Origin of the sequence: Pseudomonas nitroreducens NBRC 12694, assembly GCF_002091755.1 — a bacterium.
In the GTDB taxonomy this organism is placed as follows: domain Bacteria; phylum Pseudomonadota; class Gammaproteobacteria; order Pseudomonadales; family Pseudomonadaceae; genus Pseudomonas; species Pseudomonas nitroreducens.
In genome coordinates, this window is sequence record NZ_BDAI01000011.1 from 103,024 (window position 1) to 123,326 (window position 20,303).

Annotated in this window: 18 protein-coding genes; 11 read left to right on the plus strand and 7 right to left on the minus strand. The window is 66.0% G+C overall.

Features of this window, described 5'->3' with window-relative positions:
• Positions 1-3: 3 nt before the first annotated feature.
• Positions 4-795, minus strand: a complete 792-nt coding sequence (gene paaG, locus PNI01S_RS22805) for a 2-(1,2-epoxy-1,2-dihydrophenyl)acetyl-CoA isomerase PaaG (protein WP_084359273.1) — start codon at positions 793-795, stop codon at positions 4-6.
• A 42-nt stretch (positions 796-837) separates the two neighbouring features.
• Entirely contained in the window at positions 838-1,611 is a 774-nt protein-coding gene (paaF, locus tag PNI01S_RS22810; protein WP_084359275.1) for a 2,3-dehydroadipyl-CoA hydratase PaaF, read from the minus strand.
• A 366-nt stretch (positions 1,612-1,977) separates the two neighbouring features.
• Here paaF and paaY point away from each other — a divergent pair, with 366 nt between their 5' ends.
• The 5 genes from paaY to PNI01S_RS22835 all read left to right on the plus strand — a co-directional run bounded on the left by paaY (position 1,978) and on the right by PNI01S_RS22835 (position 6,999).
• Complete coding sequence (paaY, locus tag PNI01S_RS22815; protein WP_084359320.1) at positions 1,978-2,583, plus strand: phenylacetic acid degradation protein PaaY; 606 nt, start codon at positions 1,978-1,980, stop codon at positions 2,581-2,583.
• A 77-nt stretch (positions 2,584-2,660) separates the two neighbouring features.
• The gene (paaX, locus tag PNI01S_RS22820; RefSeq protein ID WP_024764436.1) at positions 2,661-3,584 is read left to right on the plus strand and encodes a phenylacetic acid degradation operon negative regulatory protein PaaX; all 924 of its coding nucleotides are present in this window, start codon (positions 2,661-2,663) and stop codon (positions 3,582-3,584) included.
• 164 nt (positions 3,585-3,748) lie between these two features.
• Entirely contained in the window at positions 3,749-4,666 is a 918-nt protein-coding gene (feaR, locus tag PNI01S_RS22825) for a transcriptional regulator FeaR (protein WP_024764437.1), read from the plus strand.
• A 421-nt stretch (positions 4,667-5,087) separates the two neighbouring features.
• Positions 5,088-5,492 carry a c-type cytochrome gene (locus PNI01S_RS22830; RefSeq protein ID WP_024764438.1) on the plus strand — a complete coding sequence of 135 codons (405 nt, stop codon included), beginning with the start codon at positions 5,088-5,090 and terminating at the stop codon, positions 5,490-5,492.
• A 16-nt stretch (positions 5,493-5,508) separates the two neighbouring features.
• Complete coding sequence (locus PNI01S_RS22835) at positions 5,509-6,999, plus strand: aldehyde dehydrogenase family protein (protein WP_084359277.1); 1,491 nt, start codon at positions 5,509-5,511, stop codon at positions 6,997-6,999.
• A gap of 280 nt (positions 7,000-7,279) precedes the next feature.
• Here the strand turns inward: PNI01S_RS22835 and fahA are convergent, their stop codons facing one another.
• Together fahA and hmgA are read right to left on the minus strand one after the other, a co-directional pair.
• On the minus strand, positions 7,280-8,584 hold the full coding sequence (gene fahA / locus PNI01S_RS22840; protein WP_084359279.1) for a fumarylacetoacetase: 1,305 nt from the start codon (positions 8,582-8,584) through the stop codon (positions 7,280-7,282).
• Between the two features lies 1 nt (position 8,585).
• Entirely contained in the window at positions 8,586-9,878 is a 1,293-nt protein-coding gene (gene hmgA / locus PNI01S_RS22845) for a homogentisate 1,2-dioxygenase (protein ID WP_024764441.1), read from the minus strand.
• A gap of 99 nt (positions 9,879-9,977) precedes the next feature.
• On the opposite strand from hmgA, the gene PNI01S_RS22850 reads away from it, so the two are divergent.
• A complete protein-coding gene (locus PNI01S_RS22850) occupies positions 9,978-10,709 on the plus strand; it encodes an IclR family transcriptional regulator (protein WP_084359281.1) in 732 nt (243 codons plus the stop codon).
• A gap of 139 nt (positions 10,710-10,848) precedes the next feature.
• Here the strand turns inward: PNI01S_RS22850 and PNI01S_RS22855 are convergent, their stop codons facing one another.
• Positions 10,849-11,751 (minus strand): LysR family transcriptional regulator, encoded by a 903-nt coding sequence (locus PNI01S_RS22855; protein ID WP_024764443.1) that lies wholly within the window; start codon positions 11,749-11,751, stop codon positions 10,849-10,851.
• Between the two features lie 122 nt (positions 11,752-11,873).
• Between PNI01S_RS22855 and PNI01S_RS22860 the strand changes: the two genes are divergently transcribed.
• The 4 genes from PNI01S_RS22860 (at position 11,874) to PNI01S_RS22875 (ending at position 16,230) form a co-directional block, all read left to right on the plus strand.
• Positions 11,874-12,572, plus strand: coding sequence for a CoA transferase subunit A (locus PNI01S_RS22860; protein WP_024764444.1), 699 nt, complete (start codon positions 11,874-11,876; stop codon positions 12,570-12,572).
• Between the two features lie 26 nt (positions 12,573-12,598).
• The gene (locus tag PNI01S_RS22865) at positions 12,599-13,255 is read left to right on the plus strand and encodes a CoA transferase subunit B (RefSeq protein WP_065085236.1); all 657 of its coding nucleotides are present in this window, start codon (positions 12,599-12,601) and stop codon (positions 13,253-13,255) included.
• 97 nt (positions 13,256-13,352) lie between these two features.
• Positions 13,353-14,534, plus strand: coding sequence for an acetyl-CoA C-acetyltransferase (locus PNI01S_RS22870; protein WP_084359283.1), 1,182 nt, complete (start codon positions 13,353-13,355; stop codon positions 14,532-14,534).
• 256 nt (positions 14,535-14,790) lie between these two features.
• A complete protein-coding gene (locus tag PNI01S_RS22875; protein WP_038803667.1) occupies positions 14,791-16,230 on the plus strand; it encodes a short-chain fatty acid transporter in 1,440 nt (479 codons plus the stop codon).
• Positions 16,231-16,293: 63 nt separating this feature from the next.
• On the opposite strand, the gene PNI01S_RS22880 is transcribed toward PNI01S_RS22875, so the two are convergent.
• Complete coding sequence (locus PNI01S_RS22880; protein ID WP_024764447.1) at positions 16,294-17,214, minus strand: LysR family transcriptional regulator; 921 nt, start codon at positions 17,212-17,214, stop codon at positions 16,294-16,296.
• Between the two features lie 19 nt (positions 17,215-17,233).
• The gene (locus PNI01S_RS22885) at positions 17,234-17,761 is read right to left on the minus strand and encodes a cysteine hydrolase family protein (RefSeq protein ID WP_038803666.1); all 528 of its coding nucleotides are present in this window, start codon (positions 17,759-17,761) and stop codon (positions 17,234-17,236) included.
• Positions 17,762-17,911: 150 nt separating this feature from the next.
• On the opposite strand from PNI01S_RS22885, the gene pqqF reads away from it, so the two are divergent.
• Positions 17,912-20,203, plus strand: a complete 2,292-nt coding sequence (gene pqqF, locus PNI01S_RS22890) for a pyrroloquinoline quinone biosynthesis protein PqqF (protein WP_081754006.1) — start codon at positions 17,912-17,914, stop codon at positions 20,201-20,203.
• Positions 20,204-20,303: the final 100 nt, after the last annotated feature.

A 20,303-nucleotide genomic window follows, 5' to 3' on the forward strand; every position in this document is an offset into this window, starting at 1 on the left:
CGATCAGCGGCCCTTGAAGCTGGGGGTGCGTTTTTCCATGAAGGCGGCCACGCCCTCGCGGTAGTCCTCGCTGCGCCCGGCCAGGCGCTGCAGGTCGCGTTCCAGCTCCAACTGTTCGTCGAAGCTGTTGTTCAGGCTGGCATTGAGGCTGCGCTTGATCAGCGCCAGGCCGTAGGTCGGCTGGGTGGCCAGATGACGGGCGAGCTTGAGGGCTTCCTCACGCAGGTTGGCGTCGTCCACCACCTGGTAGATCAGGCCCCATTGCTCGGCCTGCTCGGCGGTCAGGCGATTGCCCAGCAGCGCGAGTGCCTTGGCGCGGGCCATCCCGACCAGGCGCGGTAGGGTCCAGGTACCGCCGGAATCGGGGATCAGGCCGATCTTGCAGAAGGCCTGGATGAAGCTGGCCGAGCGCGCCGCCAGCACCAGGTCGCAGGCCAGCGGAATGTTCGCGCCGGCGCCGGCGGCCACGCCGTTCACCGCGCAGATGACCGGCAGCGGCAGGTCGCGCAGGGTGCGGATCAGCGGGTTGTAGAACTGTTCGATGGACTGGCCGAGATCGGGCACTTCCGCGCCGGGCGCGACGTTGCGGTCGGACAGGTCCTGGCCCGCGCAGAAGCCGCGGCCTTCACCGGTCAGCAGCAGCACGCGGGCTTCCGGGTTCTGTCGGATCTGCTTGAGCGCCTCGCGCACTTCGCCGTGCATGGCGGTGTTGAAGCTGTTCAGCTGCTCGGGGCGGTTCAGGCTGAGGAGGGCGACGCCGTCCTCGATGGAAAACAGGATGTGCTCGAAGTTCATGGGCGGACTCGCTCCATCAATAGGCGGAAATCAACTGGATGCTCAGCGGCCTTCGTAGGCCGGCTGGCGTTTTTCCTGGAAGGCGCGAATGCCTTCGTCGCGGTCGGCAGTGCCGGCCAGCAGGGTGAAGGCGTGGCGTTCGAAGCGCAGGCCGCTGGCCAGGTCGGTGTCCTGGGCCTTGAGCAGTGCTTCCTTGGCCAGGCGCACGGCCAGCGGCGCCTTGGCAGCAATGGCTCTGGCGATCTGCAGGGCGCGCTCGACGGTGAGCTCGGGTTGGGTGACTTCGCTGACCAGTCCGGCGCGCTGGGCATGGCGGGCATCGATGGCCTCGCCGGTGAGCACCATCTGCATGGCCAGCGGTTTGCCCACGGCGCGCAGCAGGCGTTGGGTGCCACCCGCGCCCGGCATGATGCCAAGGTTGATTTCCGGCTGGCCGAAGCGGGCGTCTTCCCCGGCGATCAGGATGTCGGCGTGCATCGCCAACTCGCAGCCGCCACCCAGGGCAAAGCCGTTGACGGCGGCGATCAGCGGTTTGGAGAAGGCGGCGATGCGCTGCCAGTAACCGACGCGCGGGTCATTGAGGATGCCGACCAGGTCGCGCTCGGCCATTTCCTTGATATCGGCGCCGGCGGCGAACGCCTTGCGGCTGCCGGTCAGCACCACGGCGCGGGTTTCGACGTCCTGTTCGGCGGCGTCGAGTTCGCTGGCCAGTTCGCCGAGCAGTTCGGTGTTCAGGGCGTTCAGCGCCTCGGGGCGCTGCAATGTGATCAGGCGGACGCCTGCTTCAGGCATCTGAACGGCAAGGGTGCGAGGCATGACATCGTCCTCAGGCTGCACGCACGGCTGCATGGCCGGCTGGTATTGGAATTATGGGAGGCAGGCGTTGCCCGACTCCGGCCTTTCCGCAGTATAGGCCTAAAGCGATACAGTAAAACAACTACGAAAGTTAAATTGCGTGTCTAAATTGTTTCTGCCGATGCCATCGAATGAATCGGTTCGGTTCTCGTGCAAGGTGATGGCTCCAGCGTATTTGCTGGTTTTACAAGGATTTTTAAAGCCCCTCAGGTGGTCGCTGGAAGCGATACGGCAGATTTAGATTGGTCGGTTTCTATTTGATGTGATACAAGATTTGCAAAAGAACAAAACGCTTTGCGCAGCGATGCCGAAAAGCTGGAGAGCCCGATGCCTTGCTACAGCCTCGAGGGCGTGCGCCCCGTCGTACACCCGACTGCCTATGTCCATCCCACCGCCGTGCTGATCGGCGACGTTATCGTCGGCCCCGGCTGTTACGTCGGCCCTCTGGCGGCACTGCGCGGTGATTTCGGGCGGATCGTCCTCGAAGAGGGCGCGAACCTTCAGGACACCTGCGTCATGCACGGGTTCCCGGACAGCGACACCGTCGTCGAGCGCAACGGCCACATTGGCCATGGCGCCGTCCTGCACGGCTGCCGGATCGGCGAGGACGCCCTGGTGGGCATGAATGCCGTGGTGATGGATTACGCGCAGATCGGTGCTCGATCCATCGTTTCAGCCGCCGCCTTCGTCAAGGCCAAGTTCGAGTGCGCTGCGCAAAGCCTGGTGATGGGCGCGCCGGCCAGCGTCAAGCGCAGCCTCAGCGACGAAGAGATCGCCTGGAAGCGCCGTGGCACCGAGGAATACCAGGCCCTGGCCAGGCGCTGTATCGAAAGCCTGGTGGAGTGCCAGCCGCTGGCAGAGATAGAAGAAGAGCGCCCGCGCCTGGGGGATTCCGGTTTCCGGCCGAAGGCAGAGGCAGGGAAGGGCGCATGAGTACTGGGGTTCGCTCCAATGGCCAGGCGGTGCGGCGGGCAGGTATAGTCGCCGCTCCTTCGCCTGCGCAACGTGCCATGACCGCTCTAGCACCGCTGAACCAGCTGATCAATCGCTTCCAGGAACAGACGCCGATCCGCGCCAGTTCGCTGATCATCACCCTGTATGGCGATGCCATCGAACCCCACGGCGGCACCGTCTGGTTGGGCAGCCTGATCAATCTGCTGGAACCGTTCGGCATCAACGAGCGGCTGATCCGCACCTCGATCTTCCGCCTGACCAAGGAAGACTGGCTGACCGCCGAAAAGGTCGGCCGGCGCAGTTACTACAGCCTGACCGGCACCGGCCGGCGGCGGTTCGAGAAGGCCTTCAAGCGCGTCTACAGCTCCAGCCTGCCGGCCTGGGACGGTTCCTGGACCCTGGTGATGCTCTCGCAGATCGCTGCCGACAAGCGCAAGCAGGTCCGCGAGGAACTGGAATGGCAGGGCTTTGGCGCGATTTCGCCGACCGTCATGGCCTGCCCGCGCGCCGACCGCAGCGACGTCATGGCGACTCTGCAGGATCTCGAAGTCGCCGACGATTGCATTGTCTTCGAAACCCGCGCGCAGGACGTGCTGGCGTCCCGTGCCATGCGCCTGCAGGTGCGCGAGAGCTGGAAGATCGACGAGCTCGGCGAGCACTACAGCGAATTCATCCAGCTGTTCCGCCCGCTCTGGCAGGCACTGCGCGAGCAGGACCAGTTGCGCCCGGAAGACTGCTTCCTGGCGCGCACCCTTTTGATCCACGAATACCGCCGGCTGCTACTGCGCGACCCACAACTGCCCGACGAACTGCTGCCGGGTGATTGGGAAGGCCGCGCCGCGCGACAGTTGTGCCGCAACATCTACCGACTGATCCACGCCAAGGCCGAGGACTGGCTGAACCGCAACCTGGAGACCGCCGACGGCCCGCTGCCGGACGTCGGGGAAAGCTTCTACAAGCGTTTCGGCGGATTGAACTGACAGGAGTTGGCGTGAAAAATGCCTCCCGCTCTGCAACGCTGCGGTTGCAGCGCGGGGACACCGCCGCGAATCCTTCCTGAGAAGGCGAGCGGCGGACGATGACGACAGGCCCATGAGGCTGTCGCTGAATAACAACAAACAATGCGTGTGAGGCTTTGCAGGTCATGAATTCTTCATCGACATTGAGGGATGACGCTTTCGAGGCGTGGCTGGGACAGGTCAACCGGGCGTGCGGTCGTTTCGATGCGCGTACCCTCGGCCCCCAGTTCCATGGACGGTTGCGCGAGTACCAGGGCGGTGCGATCAAGCTTTCCGTGGTCGACATGGCCCAGGTGCACCTGTACCGGACCAGCAAGGAGGTCGGCTCCAGCGCCGGCGGCCACTACTACGCGGTGTTCCAGCTCGAAGGGCGCTCGCGCCTGGAGCAGGGCGACAACCGTGTGGAGCTGTCGCGAGGCGACATCAGCCTGATCGACGCCAGCCGCCCCAGCGACATGACCTACCTGGAGGAATCCCGGCAGCTCTCGCTGATCCTTCCGCGCCAGGTGATCGAGCGCGGCCTGCGCATGTCGGAAGTGACCTGCGCCTCGAAGATCCCCGCCAGCTCGCCGATTGCCGTGCTCGCCAATCGACTGATCGTCGAGACCAGCCAGCAGGAAAGCCTCGGCATGCTGGAAAGCGAAGCGACCCTCGACGCCCTGGTGACGCTGCTGCGCCCGGCGCTGGCCAGCCACGACGCCGAGCAGGACAACCACGAACGCATGTTCCGCAAGGCCACCGTCTTCATCGACCAGCACATCGGCGCCGAAGAGCTCTGCCCCGAGCTGATCGCCCGTGAAGTGGGCATTTCGGTGCGCGGCCTGTACCGCATGTTCGCCAAGAAGGGCCTGGTGGTGGCGCAGTACATCAAGAACCGCCGCCTGGACTTCTGCGCCGAAACTCTGCGCAACGCCCAGTTCGAGCAGAAGCTGTCGGCGCTGGGCTATGCCTGGGGCTTCTCCGATTCGAGCTACTTCTCCACGGCGTTCAAGGGGCGCTTCGGGGTTTCTCCGGGCGAGTATCGCAAGCGTTACGCCAATTGATTCAGCCGGTCGACGGCGATACCTAGCGGCTTCGTGCCGTGAGTGATGGGTATCGCTGCGCGCCACGCCACCCTATGTTGAAGCCCATCTGCACCATTCCCCTCGACTGACACCTTTGTAGGATGGGGGGAGCGCAGCGATACCCATGCCGTGGGTTAGCACCGTGCCCATGCGGGTTCGCGAGCAAGGACCAGGCGTCCCCCCTCGGTCCTACGAAGAGAGCGACGGTGCTACCTCTGTAGGAGCGAGCTTGCTCGCGAACGCTTTCGCACAATGATCCTCGTCACCTGAGTGCCATCCTGGCACTCCCGCCAACACGTCTGGCACAGAGGAAAAGACTCTCCCGAGCGCCGCTGGCAACAATCAGCTTCGATGACGCGCGCCCTCTCGGCCGCACGCTGTTCTCGAAGGTGATATCCCGATGTCCCGTAACAAGCTCCGATTCGGTGCCCTCGGCCTGCTGCTGGCCGGCGCGCTGCTGCAACCGGTCCTGGCGTTCGCCGGGGGCTGCCCGGCAAACGATGCGCAGAAAGGCGAGACCGTCTTCGCCCGCGACTGCTCGATCTGCCACACCGCCAAGGCCGACGGCCCCGGCATGATGGGCCCCAACCTGCATGGCGTGGTCGGCCGCATGGCCGGTTCGCTCGCCGGCTTCAGCTATTCCCAGGCGATGAAGAGCAAGGGCGCGGCCTGGTCGCGCGACAATCTCGACGCCTTCGTCAGCCAGCCCCAGGCCGCCGTGCCCGGAACCTACATGCCCTTTGCAGGCTTGGCCGACGCGGCCGAGCGGCGGGCGCTCACCTGCTGGCTGAGCCAGCAGCACTGATATTCCAGGAGAGACCATGAACGTCACACAGACTCTGCCCAAGGTCACGGCCTTCCTGCAGCGCAAGCATGGCTGCTTCATCGACGGCGCCTGGGTGGTGCCCGAAGGCGCCCGCACCGACGTGCTGAACCCGGCCACCGGCGAGGCGATCTCCAGCGTTGCCGACATCGACACCGACCTGCTCGACCACGCGGTGAAGTCCGCCCACGCCTCCTACAAGTCCCGCGTCTGGGCCGATTTGCGCCCGGCCGACCGCGAGCGCATTCTGCTGCGCTTCGCTGACCTGGTGGAAGCCAACGGCGAAGAACTGGCCCAGCTGGAAACCCTCAGCCAGGGCAAGTCGATCAATATCGCGCGTATGCTGGATGTGGGCGCCACCGTCGAGTTCATGCGCTACATGGCTGGCTGGGCGACCAAGATCGAAGGCCAGTCGCTGAACGTCTCCATCCCGCTGCCGCCGGGCGCCAAGTTCACCGCCTACACCCGCCGCGAGCCGGTAGGCGTGGTCGCCGGCATCGTGCCGTGGAACTTCCCGCTGATGATCGCTGTGTGGAAGTTGATCCCGGCACTGGCTACCGGTAACAGCGTGGTGATCAAGCCCGCTTCGGAAACTCCTCTGACCGCCTTGCGCCTGGCTGAACTGGCCTTCGAAGCCGGCGTACCGGCCGGCGTGTTCAACCTGGTGACTGGCGATGGCCCGCGTATCGGTGGTGGCCTGGCCAGCCACAAGTTGGTCAATAAGGTGTCCTTCACCGGTTCCACTGCGGTGGGTCGCAGCGTCGGCCTGGCCGCCGTGCAGAACATGACCCGCTTTGCCCTGGAACTGGGCGGCAAGAACCCGATGATCGTGCTGGCCGACGCCAACATCGACAACGCGGTGCAGGGCGCGCTGCTGGGCGGCTTGCTGAACAACGGCCAGGTCTGCGCTGCGGCTTCGCGCTTCTACGTACATCGCTCGCGCTACGACGAGTTCGTCGAGAAGCTGGCCGCTGCCGTCGCCGGCATGAGCCTGGGCGAGGGCATGGATCCATCCGCGCAGATCAACCCGCTGGTATCCGCCAAGCAGCAGCGCAGCGTACTGGAGCACATTGCCCGCGCCGGTGAGCAGGGCGCGCGCATCGTCTGTGGCGGTGAGCGGATCGCTGGCAACGGTTTCTACGTGCAGCCCACCGTGCTGGCGGACGTGACCATGCAGATGGCCGTGGCCCGTGACGAAGTCTTCGGCCCGGTGCTGGCGGTGCTGCCGTTCGATGATGAAGACCAGGCCATCGAGATGGCCAACGACAGCGAATACGGTCTGGGCGCGAGCCTGTGGACGAACGACCTGAGCAAGGCGATGAACCTGGTGCCGCGCATCGAGTCCGGCACCGTGTGGGTCAACGCCCACGTGCTGCTCGACCCGAGCATGCCCTTCGGCGGCGTCAAGCAGTCGGGCATGGGCCGCGAGTTCGGCCGTGCCGTGGTCGAGGCCTATACCGAGATCAAGTCGGTGTGCATCGCGCACTGATTGATAGAGAGAGCAACACCCTCGTTTAGCAGCGGGCCTTCGGGCCCGTTTTTTTTGCGCGGGATTTGTATCGGACCGGACTTGTAGGAGCGAGCTTGCTCGCGAACCGCCCAGCCGCGGTGACACTGGCTGTTCGCGAGCAAGGACTAGGCGTCCCCCTCGGCCCTACGAAAAGCCTCGCGCGGTGGCGAGTCGTAGGATGGGTGGAGCGCAGAGCGGTATGAGGCGTAGGGCGAATAACGCTGACGCGTTATGCGCCCTACGGTCCGCGGGAATCGCATCAGTGCGCTGGCAGAATCCGTCCGCGGCATTCGCCGAAGCCGATGGTCGCATGCCCCTCGCGGCGGCAGCGGGCGCGCAGGATGATCTCGTCGCCGTCTTCGAGGAAGCGCCGTTCTTCGCCATTGGCCAGCACCACCGGCTGCTTTCCACCAAAGGTCATTTCCAGCAGGCTGCCGAAGCTGTCAGGGGTCTCGCCGGAGAGGGTACCGGAGCCGAACAGGTCGCCCGGTTGCAGGCGGCAGCCATTGACGCTGTGGTGCGCGACCATCTGTGCGACCGTCCAGTACATGTTCAACGTGTTGCTCAGGGCAATGCGCTCGGGAGCCTGGTGTTCGCGGCGCATGCGCGCAGTGTGCAGCAGCACTTCCAGCTCGATATCCAGAGCGCCGTGTTGCTGGTCGCTTTCGTCGTACAGGTACGGCAGCGGCTGCGGGTCGCCTTCCGGGCGGGCCGGCTGGGCCACGCGGAAAGGCTCCAGCGCCTCGGCGGTGACCACCCAGGGCGACACCGTGGTGGCGAAGCTCTTCGACAGGAACGGTCCCAGCGGTTGGTATTCCCAGGCCTGAACGTCACGCGCGGACCAGTCGTTGAGCAGGCAGAAGCCGGCGATGTGGCCGGAGGCCGCATTGATCGGGATCGCCTTGCCCTGGTCGTTGCCCTGGCCGATCCAGATGCCCAGTTCCAGCTCCAGGTCCATGCGTGCGCAGGGGCCGAAGGTCGGTACGTCGACGCCGGCGGGCAGGGTCTGGCCGTTGGGGCGGCGCACCTCGGTGCCGGAGGGCACGACGGTGGACGCGCGACCGTGGTAGCCGATGGGCACGTACTTGTAGTTGGGCAGCAGCGGGTTGTCCGGGCGGAACAGTTTGCCGACGTTCTTCGCGTGGTGGATGCCGACGTAGAAGTCGGTGTAGTCGCCAACCTTGGCCGGCAGGTGCATGCGGCACGCGGCCTGGGGCTTGAGCAGCGCGGCGCCCAAGTGCTCCATGCGCTTCTGTTCGCCGCTACCTTCGCTGAGCAGGTAGATCAGCGCATCGCGCAGGGTACGTCGTGCGGTGCCCCCGAGGGCAAAGAAGGCGTTCAGGCTGTCGCCGCTGGCCACCAGCGCGGCCTGGTGCGCGGCGCCGTGGAAGAGGCCGGTTTCGCAAGCGGTCTTCAGGTCGAAGATGTAGTCGCCGATGGCCACGCCGCCACGGGGCGAGTCACCCGGCGGGCTGAACACGCCCAGCGGCAGGTTCTGCAGGGGAAAATCCGGGTGGCCGTTGGCCGATTCGATCCAGCTTTGTGTGCTGTGGGCGGCGCTCATGTTACTGCTCCTGGGAAGGGTCGAAGGTCTTCTGCATGCCGCTCCAGCAGCTGTCGTAGTCAGGCTGCAGCTGCGGGCAGTCGAGGGCGAAGCGGCTGGGGCGCAGCACGCGGCCGGTCTCGAACATGAAGGCCATGGTCTGGTCGATCTTGTGGGGTTTTAGGTCGGCGGTGATGGCCTGCCGCGTGGTGGCGTTGTCCGGGCCGTGGGCGCTCATGCAGTTGTGCAGCGAGGCGCCGCCGGGGACGAAGCCGTCGGCCTTGGCGTCGTACACGCCCTGGATCAGGCCCATGAACTCGTTCATCAGGTTGCGGTGGAACCACGGCGGGCGGAAGGTGCTCTCGGCCACCATCCAGCGCGGCGGGAAGATCACGAAGTCCATGTTGGCCATGCCATGGGTGTCGCTGGGCGAGGTCAGTACGGTGAAGATGGACGGGTCCGGGTGGTCGTAGCTCACCGTGCCGATGGTGTTGAAGCGGCGCAGGTCGTACTTGTAGGGCACGTTGTTGCCGTGCCAGGCGACGACGTCCAGCGGCGAGTGGTCGAGCTGGGTGGCCCAGAGTTCGCCGAGGAATTTCTGCACCAGTTGCACCGGGCCTTCCACGTCTTCGTAATGCGCCACCGGGGCGAGGAAGTCGCGGGCATTGGCCAGGCCGTTGCTGCCGATGGGACCGAGGTCGGGCAGGCGCAGGGCGGCGCCGTGGTTCTCGGCGATATAGCCGGCGGCCTGGCTGTCGAGCAGTTCGACGCGCAAGCGCATGCCGCGCGGGATCACGGCGATTTCCAGCGGTTCGACCTCCAGCATGCCGAGTTCGGTGACCAGGCGCAGGCGGCCGGCCTGGGGCACGATCAGCAGTTCGCCGTCGGCGTTGAAGAATACCCGGCGCATCGAGATATTGGCGCGGTAGGCATACAGGCTGACGCCACTGCAGGCTTCTGCCTCGGCGTTGGCGGCCATGCATAGCAGGCCGTCGACGAAGTCGGTAGGCTCCTGCGGGATTTCAAAGCTGTTCCAGCGCAGGCGATTGGGCGTGACCGGGCCAAGCGCCGTGCCGGTGATCTGCCGCTCCAGGCGCTCGAAGCGCGGGTGCGCGGCGGACGGGCGGATGCGATACAGCCAGGTGCGCCGGGCTTCGCTGCGCGGGACGGTAAAGGCGGTGCCGGAGAACTGCTCGGCGTAGAGCCCGAACGGTACCTGCTGCGGCGAGTTCATGCCTACGGGCAGTGCACCCGGCAGGGCCTCGCTGGCGAATTCGTTGCCGAACCCGGATTGGTAGGCAGGAGAGGCGGTCATGGTGGTTTTACTCTTTTTATCGTAATTGAATTACGATTAACGTAATTTCGTGTCGACGGGCCGTCAAGCCCGTCCGGGAGTTCCTTTAAGTTGAAGACCATGAACGACGCAGAAGACTCCGTCCCGACGAAGGGCGCGAAGGTGCAGTCCGCCGAGGTCGGCACGCAGATCCTCAAGGCCCTGGCGGACCTCGCGCCGAGCACCTCGCTCAAGCGCCTGGGCGAGTACCTGGACATGCCGGCGGCCAAGGTTCATCGCTACCTGCAGGCATTGATCGCCAGTGGCTTCGCCGAGCAGGATCCCCTGACCAACCATTACGGCCTGGGGCGTGAGGCGCTGTACGTCGGCCTGGCCGCAATCCGCCGGCTGGATGTGGTGAAGGTCGCCAGCCCGGCGCTGGCCGATCTGCGCGACGCGCTGGGGCAGACCTGCTTCCTCGCCATCTGGGGCAGTCACGGGCCCACCGTGGTGCAGGTCGAGCCGGCCCAGGGCGTGGTCACGCTGGTCACGCAGGTAGGCTCGGTGTTGCCGCTGCACGGTTCATCCACCGGGCTGGTGTTCGCGGCGTTCAAGGCTGGGCTGGAGGAGGGCGCGGACCAGTCAGTGCTGGAGAGCATTCGCAGCGAAGGACTGCATGCGGTCCACGGTTTGCTGATGCCTGGAGTGAACGCGCTGTCGGTGCCGCTGTTCAAGACCGGCCGCGAACTGGCCGGGGTGATTACCGTGGTTGGCTCACAAGCGAGCTTTGCCGCCGAAGTTCACGGCGAGGCGGCGGGGGCGCTGCTGGAAGTGGCACGGGAGATCAGTTTGCGGATGGGGGGGAAGATCTGAGATTCCGCAACCATGGATCTCGCTCACTCTAACCCTCCCCTAAAGGGAGAGGGGAACGTTCGGGGCGAGGAGAAATTCTGAGTCAGCCGGCGCTCTCGAAGTGTTCCCTCTGGGAGGGGCTCTTGGGCCCGTGGCGCGATCACTCCCGCTCCATCCCCGCCCAATCTGTCCCGTGCACCAGCACATCGCTCAGCGCCTGCGCGGCGCTGGACAACTGGTGCTCCGCCAGGCAGAACAGGCCAACGCGGCGCTCGATGCGCGGTTCCTCAAGCACCACGCAGCGCGCGCCCAACTCCTCCATCTGCTGCCGGCACAGACGCGGTACGGCGCTGACGCCCAGCCCCTCGGCGACCATCCGGCCCACCGTCACCAACTGGTGGCTTTCGAACGCCACCGGCAGTCGACCATGCCGTGCCGCCAACTGGTCTTCCAGCAACAAGCGCACGGCTGACGGGCGCTGCAGGGTGATGAAGTGATCTTCCAGCAACTGCTCCCAGGTAATTCGCGCCTCATTCGCCAGCAGTGAATCCGCCGGCAGCACCGCGACGAAACGGTCGGTATAGAAGGGCGTGAAGGTCAGCCCGTCGAGACTGTCCGGTTCCAGTGCGATGCCCAGTTCCACACGGCGGTTGCGGACCATCTCCAGCACCTGCTCGTTGATCACGTCGTGTACCGCCACATTCACCTTCGGGTGGCGATCACGGAAGGTGCGCAGCACGGCAGGCAGCAGGTTGCCGGCGAAGGAGGGCATGGCGGCGATGGAAACCTTGCCCAGCTGCAAGGTGAAGTGCTGGTGCATCAGTTCTTCGGCGTTGTCCCAGTCCGCCAACAGGCGCCGTGCCACCGGCAGCAACGTCTCGCCTTCGGGTGTCAATGCCACGCTGCGCGTAGTGCGCACCAGCAACTGGCCGCCCAGGGATTCCTCCAGGCTCTTGATCGCCAGGCTCAGCGCCGGTTGCGACAGGTGCAGGCGCTCGCAGGCCTGGGCGAAGCTCAAGCTCTGGGCCACGGCGAGGAAGGCGCGCAGTTGCTTTACGGTCATTTATAAATACGCCAAATCAATCGATTGGAAAAACAAACTTAACAAATCAGTCTTTGCCGGTGAAGCTGCATTCGCTCTCTGACCGATGGGTCGGACATTCCAAATAAGAAAGAGGCAGCAACATGGCAGGACTCGACAAGCGTGTAGGCAGTTACGAGGAAGCCCTCGCCGGGCTCACCGACGACATGACGGTACTGGCCGGCGGTTTTGGCCTGTGCGGCATCCCGGAGAACCTCATCGCGCAGATCCGCAAGCTGGGCGTGAAGGGCCTGACTGTGGTCTCCAACAACTGCGGCATCGACGGTTTCGGTCTCGGCGTGCTGCTGGAGGATCGGCAGATCCGCAAGATGATTGCCTCCTACGTTGGCGAAAATGCGTTGTTCGAGCAGCAACTGCTGTCCGGTGAACTGGAGGTCGAGCTGACCCCGCAGGGCACCCTGGCGGAAAAACTCCGTGCCGGCGGCGCCGGCATCCCGGCCTTCTTCACCGCCACCGGCTACGGCACCCCGGTCGCCGATGGCAAGGAAGTGCGCGAGTTCGAGGGCCGCCACTACGTGATGGAACGCGCCATCACCGGTGACTTCGCCATCGTCAAGGGCTGGAAGGCCGACCACTATGGCAACGTCATCTATCGCCACACTGCGCAGAACTTCAATCCCATCGTCGCCACCGCGGGCCGCATCACCGTCGTCGAAGTGGAAGAAATCGTCGAACCGGGCGAACTGGACCCGACCCAGATCCACACCCCCGGCATCTACGTCGACCGCATCATTCAGGGAACCTTCGAAAAGCGTATCGAAAAACGCACCGTGCGTTCCTGAGCCCACCGGACAAGAGAGACAAGAAGATGGCATTGACCCGCGAACAAATGGCTCAGCGCGTGGCGCGCGAGCTGCAGGATGGCTTCTACGTGAACCTGGGCATCGGCATCCCGACCCTGGTCGCCAACTACGTGCCCGAGGGCATGGAAGTGATGCTGCAATCGGAGAACGGCCTGCTCGGCATGGGTGCGTTCCCCACCGAGGACAGCGTCGACGCCGACATGATCAACGCCGGCAAGCAGACCGTGACCGCGGTGAAGGGCGCGTCGATCTTCGACTCCGCGCAATCCTTCGCGATGATCCGTGGCGGCCACGTCGACCTCACCGTGCTGGGCGCTTTCGAGGTGGACGTACAGGGCAACATCGCCTCCTGGATGATTCCCGGCAAGCTGGTGAAAGGCATGGGCGGCGCCATGGACCTGGTGGCCGGCGCGGACAACATCATCGTCACCATGACCCACGCCTCCAAGGACGGTGAATCCAAGCTGCTGGAACGCTGCTCGCTGCCGCTGACCGGCGCCGGCTGCATCCGCAAGGTGCTCACCGATCTGGCCTACCTGGAGATCGAGGACGGCGCCTTCATCCTGCGCGAGACCGCGCCGGGCGTGAGCGTTGCCGAGATCGCCGAGAAGACCGCCGGCCGCCTGATCGTGCCGGACGATGTGAAGGAAATGACCTTCTGAGTTATCCCGCGCTTCCCGCTCCCCAACCCTGGCTACGCGCCCCGCTCCGAAGGGAGAGGGGGGGAGAGGGCAGCCCAAGCCTTCCGGAGAATGATCCATGCAAGACGTAGTGATAGTCGCCGCCACCCGCACCGCCATCGGCGCCTTCCAGGGCAGCCTGGCGAATATTCCCGCCCATGAACTGGGCAGCCTGGTGATCCGCTCGCTGCTCGAACGCAGCGGCGTGAAGCCGGACCAGATCGATGAAGTGATCCTCGGCCAGGTACTCACCGCCGGCGCCGGACAGAACCCCGCGCGCCAGGCGTCCATCGGTGCTGGTCTGCCGGTTGAAGTACCCGCGATGACCATCAACAAGCTCTGCGGTTCGGGCCTGAAATCGCTGTTCCTCGGCGTCCAGGCGATCCGCTGTGGCGACGCCGACGTGGTGATCGCCGGCGGCCAGGAAAGCATGAGCCTGGCGCCCTATGTACTGCCCAAGGCCCGTACCGGCCTGCGCATGGGTCACGCAGAACTGCAGGACACCTTGCTGCGCGATGGCCTGATCGATGCCTTCAACGACTACCACATGGGCATCACCGCCGAGAACCTGGCGGAGAAGTTCGGCATCAGCCGTGAAGCCCAGGACGCCTTCGCCGCGCAGTCCCAGCTCAAGGCCGCCTCGGCCATTGAAGCCGGGCGCTTCAAGGACGAGATCACCCCGGTGCTGATTCCCCAGCGCAAGGGCGAGCCGCTGTCCTTCGACACCGACGAGCAGCCGCGCGCCGGCACCACTGCCGAGTCCCTGGCCAAGCTCAAGCCGGCCTTCAAGAAGGACGGCACCGTCACCGCCGGCAACGCCTCCACCCTCAACGATGGCGCCGCCGCCGTGCTGCTGATGAGCGCCGAGCGCGCACGCAGTCTGAACCTGCCGGTTCTGGCGCGTATCCAAGCCTATGCCAGCAGCGGCGTCGACCCGTCGATCATGGGTATCGCCCCGGTGACCGCGACCCGCAGCTGCCTGGAAAAGGCCGGCTGGAGTCTCGACGACGTCGAGCTTATCGAGGCCAACGAAGCTTTCGCTGCGCAGGCCCTGTCGGTCGGCAAGGAGCTGGGCTGGAACGCCGAGAAGGTCAACGTCAACGGCGGCGCCGTCGCCCTTGGCCACCCAATCGGTGCTTCCGGCGCTCGCGTATTGGTGACCCTGCTCCACGAAATGCTCCGCCGCGATGCGAAGAAGGGCCTGGCGACCCTGTGCATCGGCGGTGGCCAGGGTGTCGCCATGGCCCTCGTCCGGGACTGAGGCGCGCGACTAACGACCTATTGGCGAGCGCCGGGCGGCATGTAGCAATGCTGCTCTGGCAGGCGGGATGGGAGGTGGGCACACCGACAGACGACATCCCGCCGCGGTTTTCGGCGTCCCCCCGGTGCCGGCAAACCCTTGCGTCACCGCTCGGCCCCACGCAGGCCGGGCGGTTTTTCTGTTTTTGAACACCGCACCATTGCCACAACGAGCTCATCCGAATTGAGCCATGACAAGAACAATGAGGTAGACCATTATGACTTCCCACGTGCACACCCCCGGCACTGCCTTGCAGGACAGCCGCTCCGCGCGCTTCGCCATGGCCTGTTCCAACTGGGCCGAACGCTGGTTCCCCGACTCCTGGGTCTTCGCCGCACTGGCGGTGCTGATCGTCACCGTCGCCGCGCTGGCCATCGGCGCGCCGGCCACGGAGACCGCCAAGGCCTTTGGTGACGGCTTCTGGAGCCTGATTCCCTTCACCATGCAGATGGCCTTCGTGGTCATCGGCGGTTACGTGGTTGCCAGCTCCGGCCCGGCTTCCAGGCTCATCGACCTGTTCGCCCGCGTGCCGAAGAACGGCCGCTCGGCGGTGGCCTGGGTCGCGCTGATCTCCATGGTCGCTTCGCTGCTCAACTGGGGCCTGTCCCTGGTGTTCGGCGGCCTGCTGGTGCGCGCACTGGCTCGCCGCGAAGACCTGAAGATGGACTACCGCGCCGCTGGTGCAGCCGCCTACCTGGGCCTGGGCGCGGTATGGGCGCTGGGCCTGTCGTCGTCCGCCGCGCAGTTGCAGGCCAACCCGGCCAGCCTGCCGCCGTCGATCCTGGCGATCACCGGCGTCATCCCGTTCACCGAGACCATCTTTCTCTGGCAATCCGGCGTGATGCTGCTGGCCCTGGTGCTGATGTCGCTGGTGATCGCCTACATGACCGCACCCGGCGCCGGCAGCGCCCGCGATGCCAAGGCCTGCGGCGTGGACGTCAGCTTCACCCCGCCCAGCGCGCCGAAGGCAACCCGCCCGGGCGAGTGGCTGGAGCACAGCCCGCTGCTGATCCTGATGCTGGTGGCCCTGGCCGGTGGCTGGCTGGTCCACGAGTTCAGCACCAAGCCGGCGATCACCGCGATCTCCGGGCTGAATACCTACAACCTGCTGTTCATCATGGCCGGCGCGCTGTTGCACTGGCGCCCGCGCAACTTCCTTGATGCTGTCGCCCGCGCCGTGCCGACCACCACCGGTGTGCTGATCCAGTTCCCGTTGTATGGCTCTATCGCTGCGATCCTGACCACGGTGAAGGGCGGCGACGGCTCGACCATCGCCCACCATATCTCCACCTTCTTCGTGCAGATCGCCTCCCACGATACCTATGCGCTGCTCATGGGCGTGTACTCGGCGGTGCTGGGCTTCTTCATCCCGTCCGGCGGCGGCAAGTGGATCATCGAGGCGCCCTACGTGATGCAGGTGGCCAACGAGCTGCAATACCACCTGGGCTGGGCGGTGCAGATCTACAACGCCGCCGAGGCGCTGCCGAACCTGATCAACCCGTTCTACATGCTGCCGTTGCTGGGTGTGCTGGGCCTGAAGGCCCGCGACCTGATCGGCTTCAGCTTCGTCCAGTTGCTGGTGCACATCCCGCTGGTGCTGTTCCTGCTCTGGGCGCTGGGCACCACCCTGCAGTACCTGCCGCCGGTCCAGCCGTAACCACGCATTCGGTTCCGGCAGCAGCAAGCCCGGATGTCGCAAGACATCCGGGCTTTTTCATGGTCAGCCGCGGCTGATTTCCACTGGGCCCAGCACGCGGGCGTCCAGGTGCTCGCCGCTGAGCTGCGCGGCATCCTGGTCGAACACTTCGCGCAGCCAGTCGCTGACGGCCTGGAAGCGGCCGATGCGGCCGGCGTCGCGGTGGCTGAGCAGCCAGATTTCCCGCATGACCACCGGCCCGGACAGCCGCACCAACCCTTCGCGATCACCGAGGATGCACGGCAGCAGGGCCATGCCCAGGCCGCTCTGGCAGGCATGGATCAGCGTGGTTACGCTGCTGGCGCGCAGGGCGAAGCCGGCGCCGGGGGCGAAGCGCCGCACCCAGGCCATCTCCGGCGTATCGTCGAGTTCCTCGCCGTAGCCCAGCCAGGCCTGCTGTGGCCACAGCTCCACCGGCACGCGGGAAAAGGACGTGGCCGCGTACACGGCAAAACCGATGTCGGCGACCTTGCGCATCACCAGTGCGGCGTCTTCCGCCGGGCGTGCCAGGCGTAGCGCGAAGTCGGCCTCGCGACGGGTGAAGGACAACGAACGGTTCGCCGGGATCAGCTGCAACTGCAGGCTCGGGTAGGTGCGCGCCAGATGGGGCATGTGCTGCACCAGCCAGTGGCTGAAGAGGAAGTCCACCGCCGTGATGCGCACGCTGCCGCTGATGGCGCTGGCTTCGTCGCGGGTCTCCAGCAGCATGCTCTGCACATCGCCGAGGATGCGCTCGGCATGGCTGAGAAAGGCCTCGCCGGCGTCGGTGGCCTTGTAGCCGGCGTTGTCGCGAATGAACAGCCGCGTCTGCAGCGCGGCTTCCGCCGCCACCAGGCGCCGGCTCATGGTCGAGGGATCGACGCCCAGGGCGCGGCCGGCGGCGCTCATGCTGCCGTGGCGGGCGAGGGCGAGGAGGATCGGAATGTCGTTCCAGTCGAAGTTCATGGCTATCTCGTGGCGGGCTTCAGAAGTGCACGTCGGCAGTTGCCACGACCGTGGCGCGCGGGCCGAAACTGCTGATGCTGCCCAGCACCGCATTGTGGTGCGCGGTGATCTGCGCGGCGCTGAGCACGGCGTTGTCGACGGTGGAATGGGCATCGCCCACCAGCGTCACCGCATAGCCCTGGGCCAGGGCGCGGCGGGTGGTGGTATCGACGCAGTAGTCGCTCTGCAGGCCGCAGATCACCAGGTGATCGATGCCACGTGAATGCAGGTGTTCGCCCAGGTCGGTGCGCAGGAAGGAGTCCGGGGTGGTCTTGCGCACCTTCAGGTCGGAGTGATGGGTGAGCAGGCGCGGTTCCAGCTGCCAGCCGGCGCTGCCATACTGCAGATCGTCATCCTCGTGCTGCACCAGCAGCACCGGCACGCCGGCCTCGCGCGCCGAGTGGCTCAGGCTGTTGATGCGCTGCAGCACGTTGTCGATGTCGAAACAGGCGAAGTCGCCGGTGCACAGGTCGGACTGGACGTCGATGATCAGCAGGGCGGTGCTCATGGCGGGAAAATTCCGAAGGGGCGGTGAAGCTGGGAATGGTAGCCGCCCGAGTGCGGCGGGCCAATGCCGGCGGACATTTGCTGCCAAAGCCGTATTTCCCTTTGCCCCGGCTTGGGCGATGGTGTCGGCCATGAACCGGACCGGATGTCGATGAACAATCTCCCCGCCAAGACCCTGATTCTCGCCAACGGCCTGCGTGCCACTGTCATTCATGCTCCCGGCGCCAGCCACGCCGCTGCGCTGCTGCGCATTGCCCGTGGCAGCCACGACGAGCCCGAAGCCTTTCCCGGCCTTGCGCATTTCACCGAACACCTGCTGTTCCTCTGCGGCGAACGCTTCGTCGAGGGTGAGCGACTGATGCCCTGGGTGCAGGCGCGCGGAGGGCGGGTCAACGCCAGCACCCGCGCGCGGCAGACCGACTACTTCTTCGAGGTGCCGGCCGATGCACTGGGGGACGGATTGGCACGCCTGCTGGACATGCTCGCGCGACCACGCCTGGATGAAGCCGTGCAGGTGGCCGAACGCGAAGTGCTGGAGGCCGAGTTTCTTGCCCGCGGCCGCGATCCCGATACCCTGATCGACGCCGCCCTGGCCTTGGCGGTGGCGCCGGGGCACGCGCTGGGGCGCTTCGTGGCCGGCCGGCGCGACACCTTGAAGGTGGAAAGCGCCGAGTTCCAGCAGGCGCTGCGTGATTTCATCCGCTCCTGCCAGGTCGGCGGTGCGCTGGAACTCTGGTTGCAGGGCCCGCAAACACTGGAAGAGCTGGCGATACTGGCGGAGCGTGAAGGGAGTGTGTTTCCCCTGGGCGCGGCCGTTGCAAGCACTGGCCGGGAATCCCTTCTGCCGCTCAGCGGTGAGGAGCTGAAACTGCGCCTGCCGGGCGCGCCACGGCTGGTCCTGGCATTCGCCCTGGATGGCATGGAGGGCGAGGGCGGCGCGCTGCTGGAGCAACTGCAGGGCTGGCTGGCCGACGAGGCGCCCGGCTCGCTGCTGGCCTGCCTGGGGCAGAACGGGCTGGCCGACAGTGCTCGTGCGCGCCTGAGTCGCTTCGCCGACGGCCAGGCGTTGCTGCGTTTCGATTTCGAACTGGCCGAAGCGTCCACGGCCGATCTCGTGGAGTCGGCCTTTCTCTCCTGGTTGGAGGCGCTGCGCAAGTTGCCGGCGGATGTGCTCGCCGCTGCGCCTGCCGATGGGGCAACGGGGTCATTGGCGCAGTTGCAGCGCAGAGCGCGCAGCGACGCGTCATCGGTCTGGCTCGGCCAATTGGTGGCGTCGCGAATGATCCGCCTGCTGGCCTCGGAGTTGGTGATCGGCGAATCCCTGACCTCGGCCGGCTTCATTCTCGACGTCGTGCGCTGCGCGAAGCGCGCCGCCGAACCGCTGCGTGCCGAGCCCTGGTCCTTTACACCGACGCAGCTTCCGGCCGACAGCGAGCCAGCGGCCCTGCACCTGCGCTGGCGCTTCCCCCAGGCGCCGGGTCGACAGGCCTTCCTCAGTGCCCGGCAGGTGTTGCGCCCGTTGGCTGGCGCGGCGCGGCACGAAGGTGTCACGCTGCGCCTGGAAGCCCTGGAAAGTGACTGGGCGCTGCTGCTGTCCGGCGCCAGAAACCAGCTCGCCGACCTAGCCGAGTGCGCTATCAATGCCCTCCAGCATCCTCCAGCCGCAGTACTGGGGCAGGGCGCGCGCCTGCTGGCGGCCGAACGCCGTCGCCGCGAAGGCGAAATGCCCATCCGTCAATTGATCGACCTGCTGCCGCAGGTGCTGGCGGGGGACAGCGAAGCGCTGCCGGACTGGTCGGCTGCTCACTGGGACGCCCTGGCCCTGGGTATCGAGTTGCCGGATACCCTGGCCGATCACTCGAGCGCCAGCCCGCTGCCACCGCGCAGCGGGCCGCCCGGCCGTCACCGCCAGGTGCTGGAGATGCCGGGCGAAGCAGCGTTGCTGCTGTTCTGCCCACTGGTGTCCCGCTCGGTGGCGGACGAAGCCGCGTGGCGCCTGTTGGCGCGTGTGCTGGAGCCGGCTTTCTTCCATTGGCTGCGCGGTGAACGGCAGCTGGCTTATGCGCTGTACTGTGGTTTCCGCCAGATAGGCATGCGGCGCGGCATCCTCTTCGCAGTGCAGTCGCCGTTGCTCTCGGCTGTTGAATTGCAGGCCGAGGTGGACAGCTTCCTCTACCAGCAGGGCGAGGCCCTGCTGCGCATCGACCCGCAGCGTGTCGACAGTCTGCGTGCTTCGCTGGCTGCCGAACTGGCCCGCGCGCCGGGCGATTTCGCCGAGCGTCTGCAGCAGGCCTGGCATGACCAGTTGGCGGGTGTCCTACCGCCTCACCGGGCACTCATGGCCGAGGCCCTGGAGAGCCTTTGCGGCACCGAGCTACGCGCCGCGCATTCCGCGCTGACCTCTGCCCAGGGCGGCCACTGGCTGCTGCTCAGCCGCGCCTGAGACTCGTACTTTCGACCGAGGGTACCGTCCGCAAGGCGGTCGCCCGGTCGACTTCTGCCTTACGCCCCGCGACCTGCTCCCTGGGTCGGGTCCCAGGTAG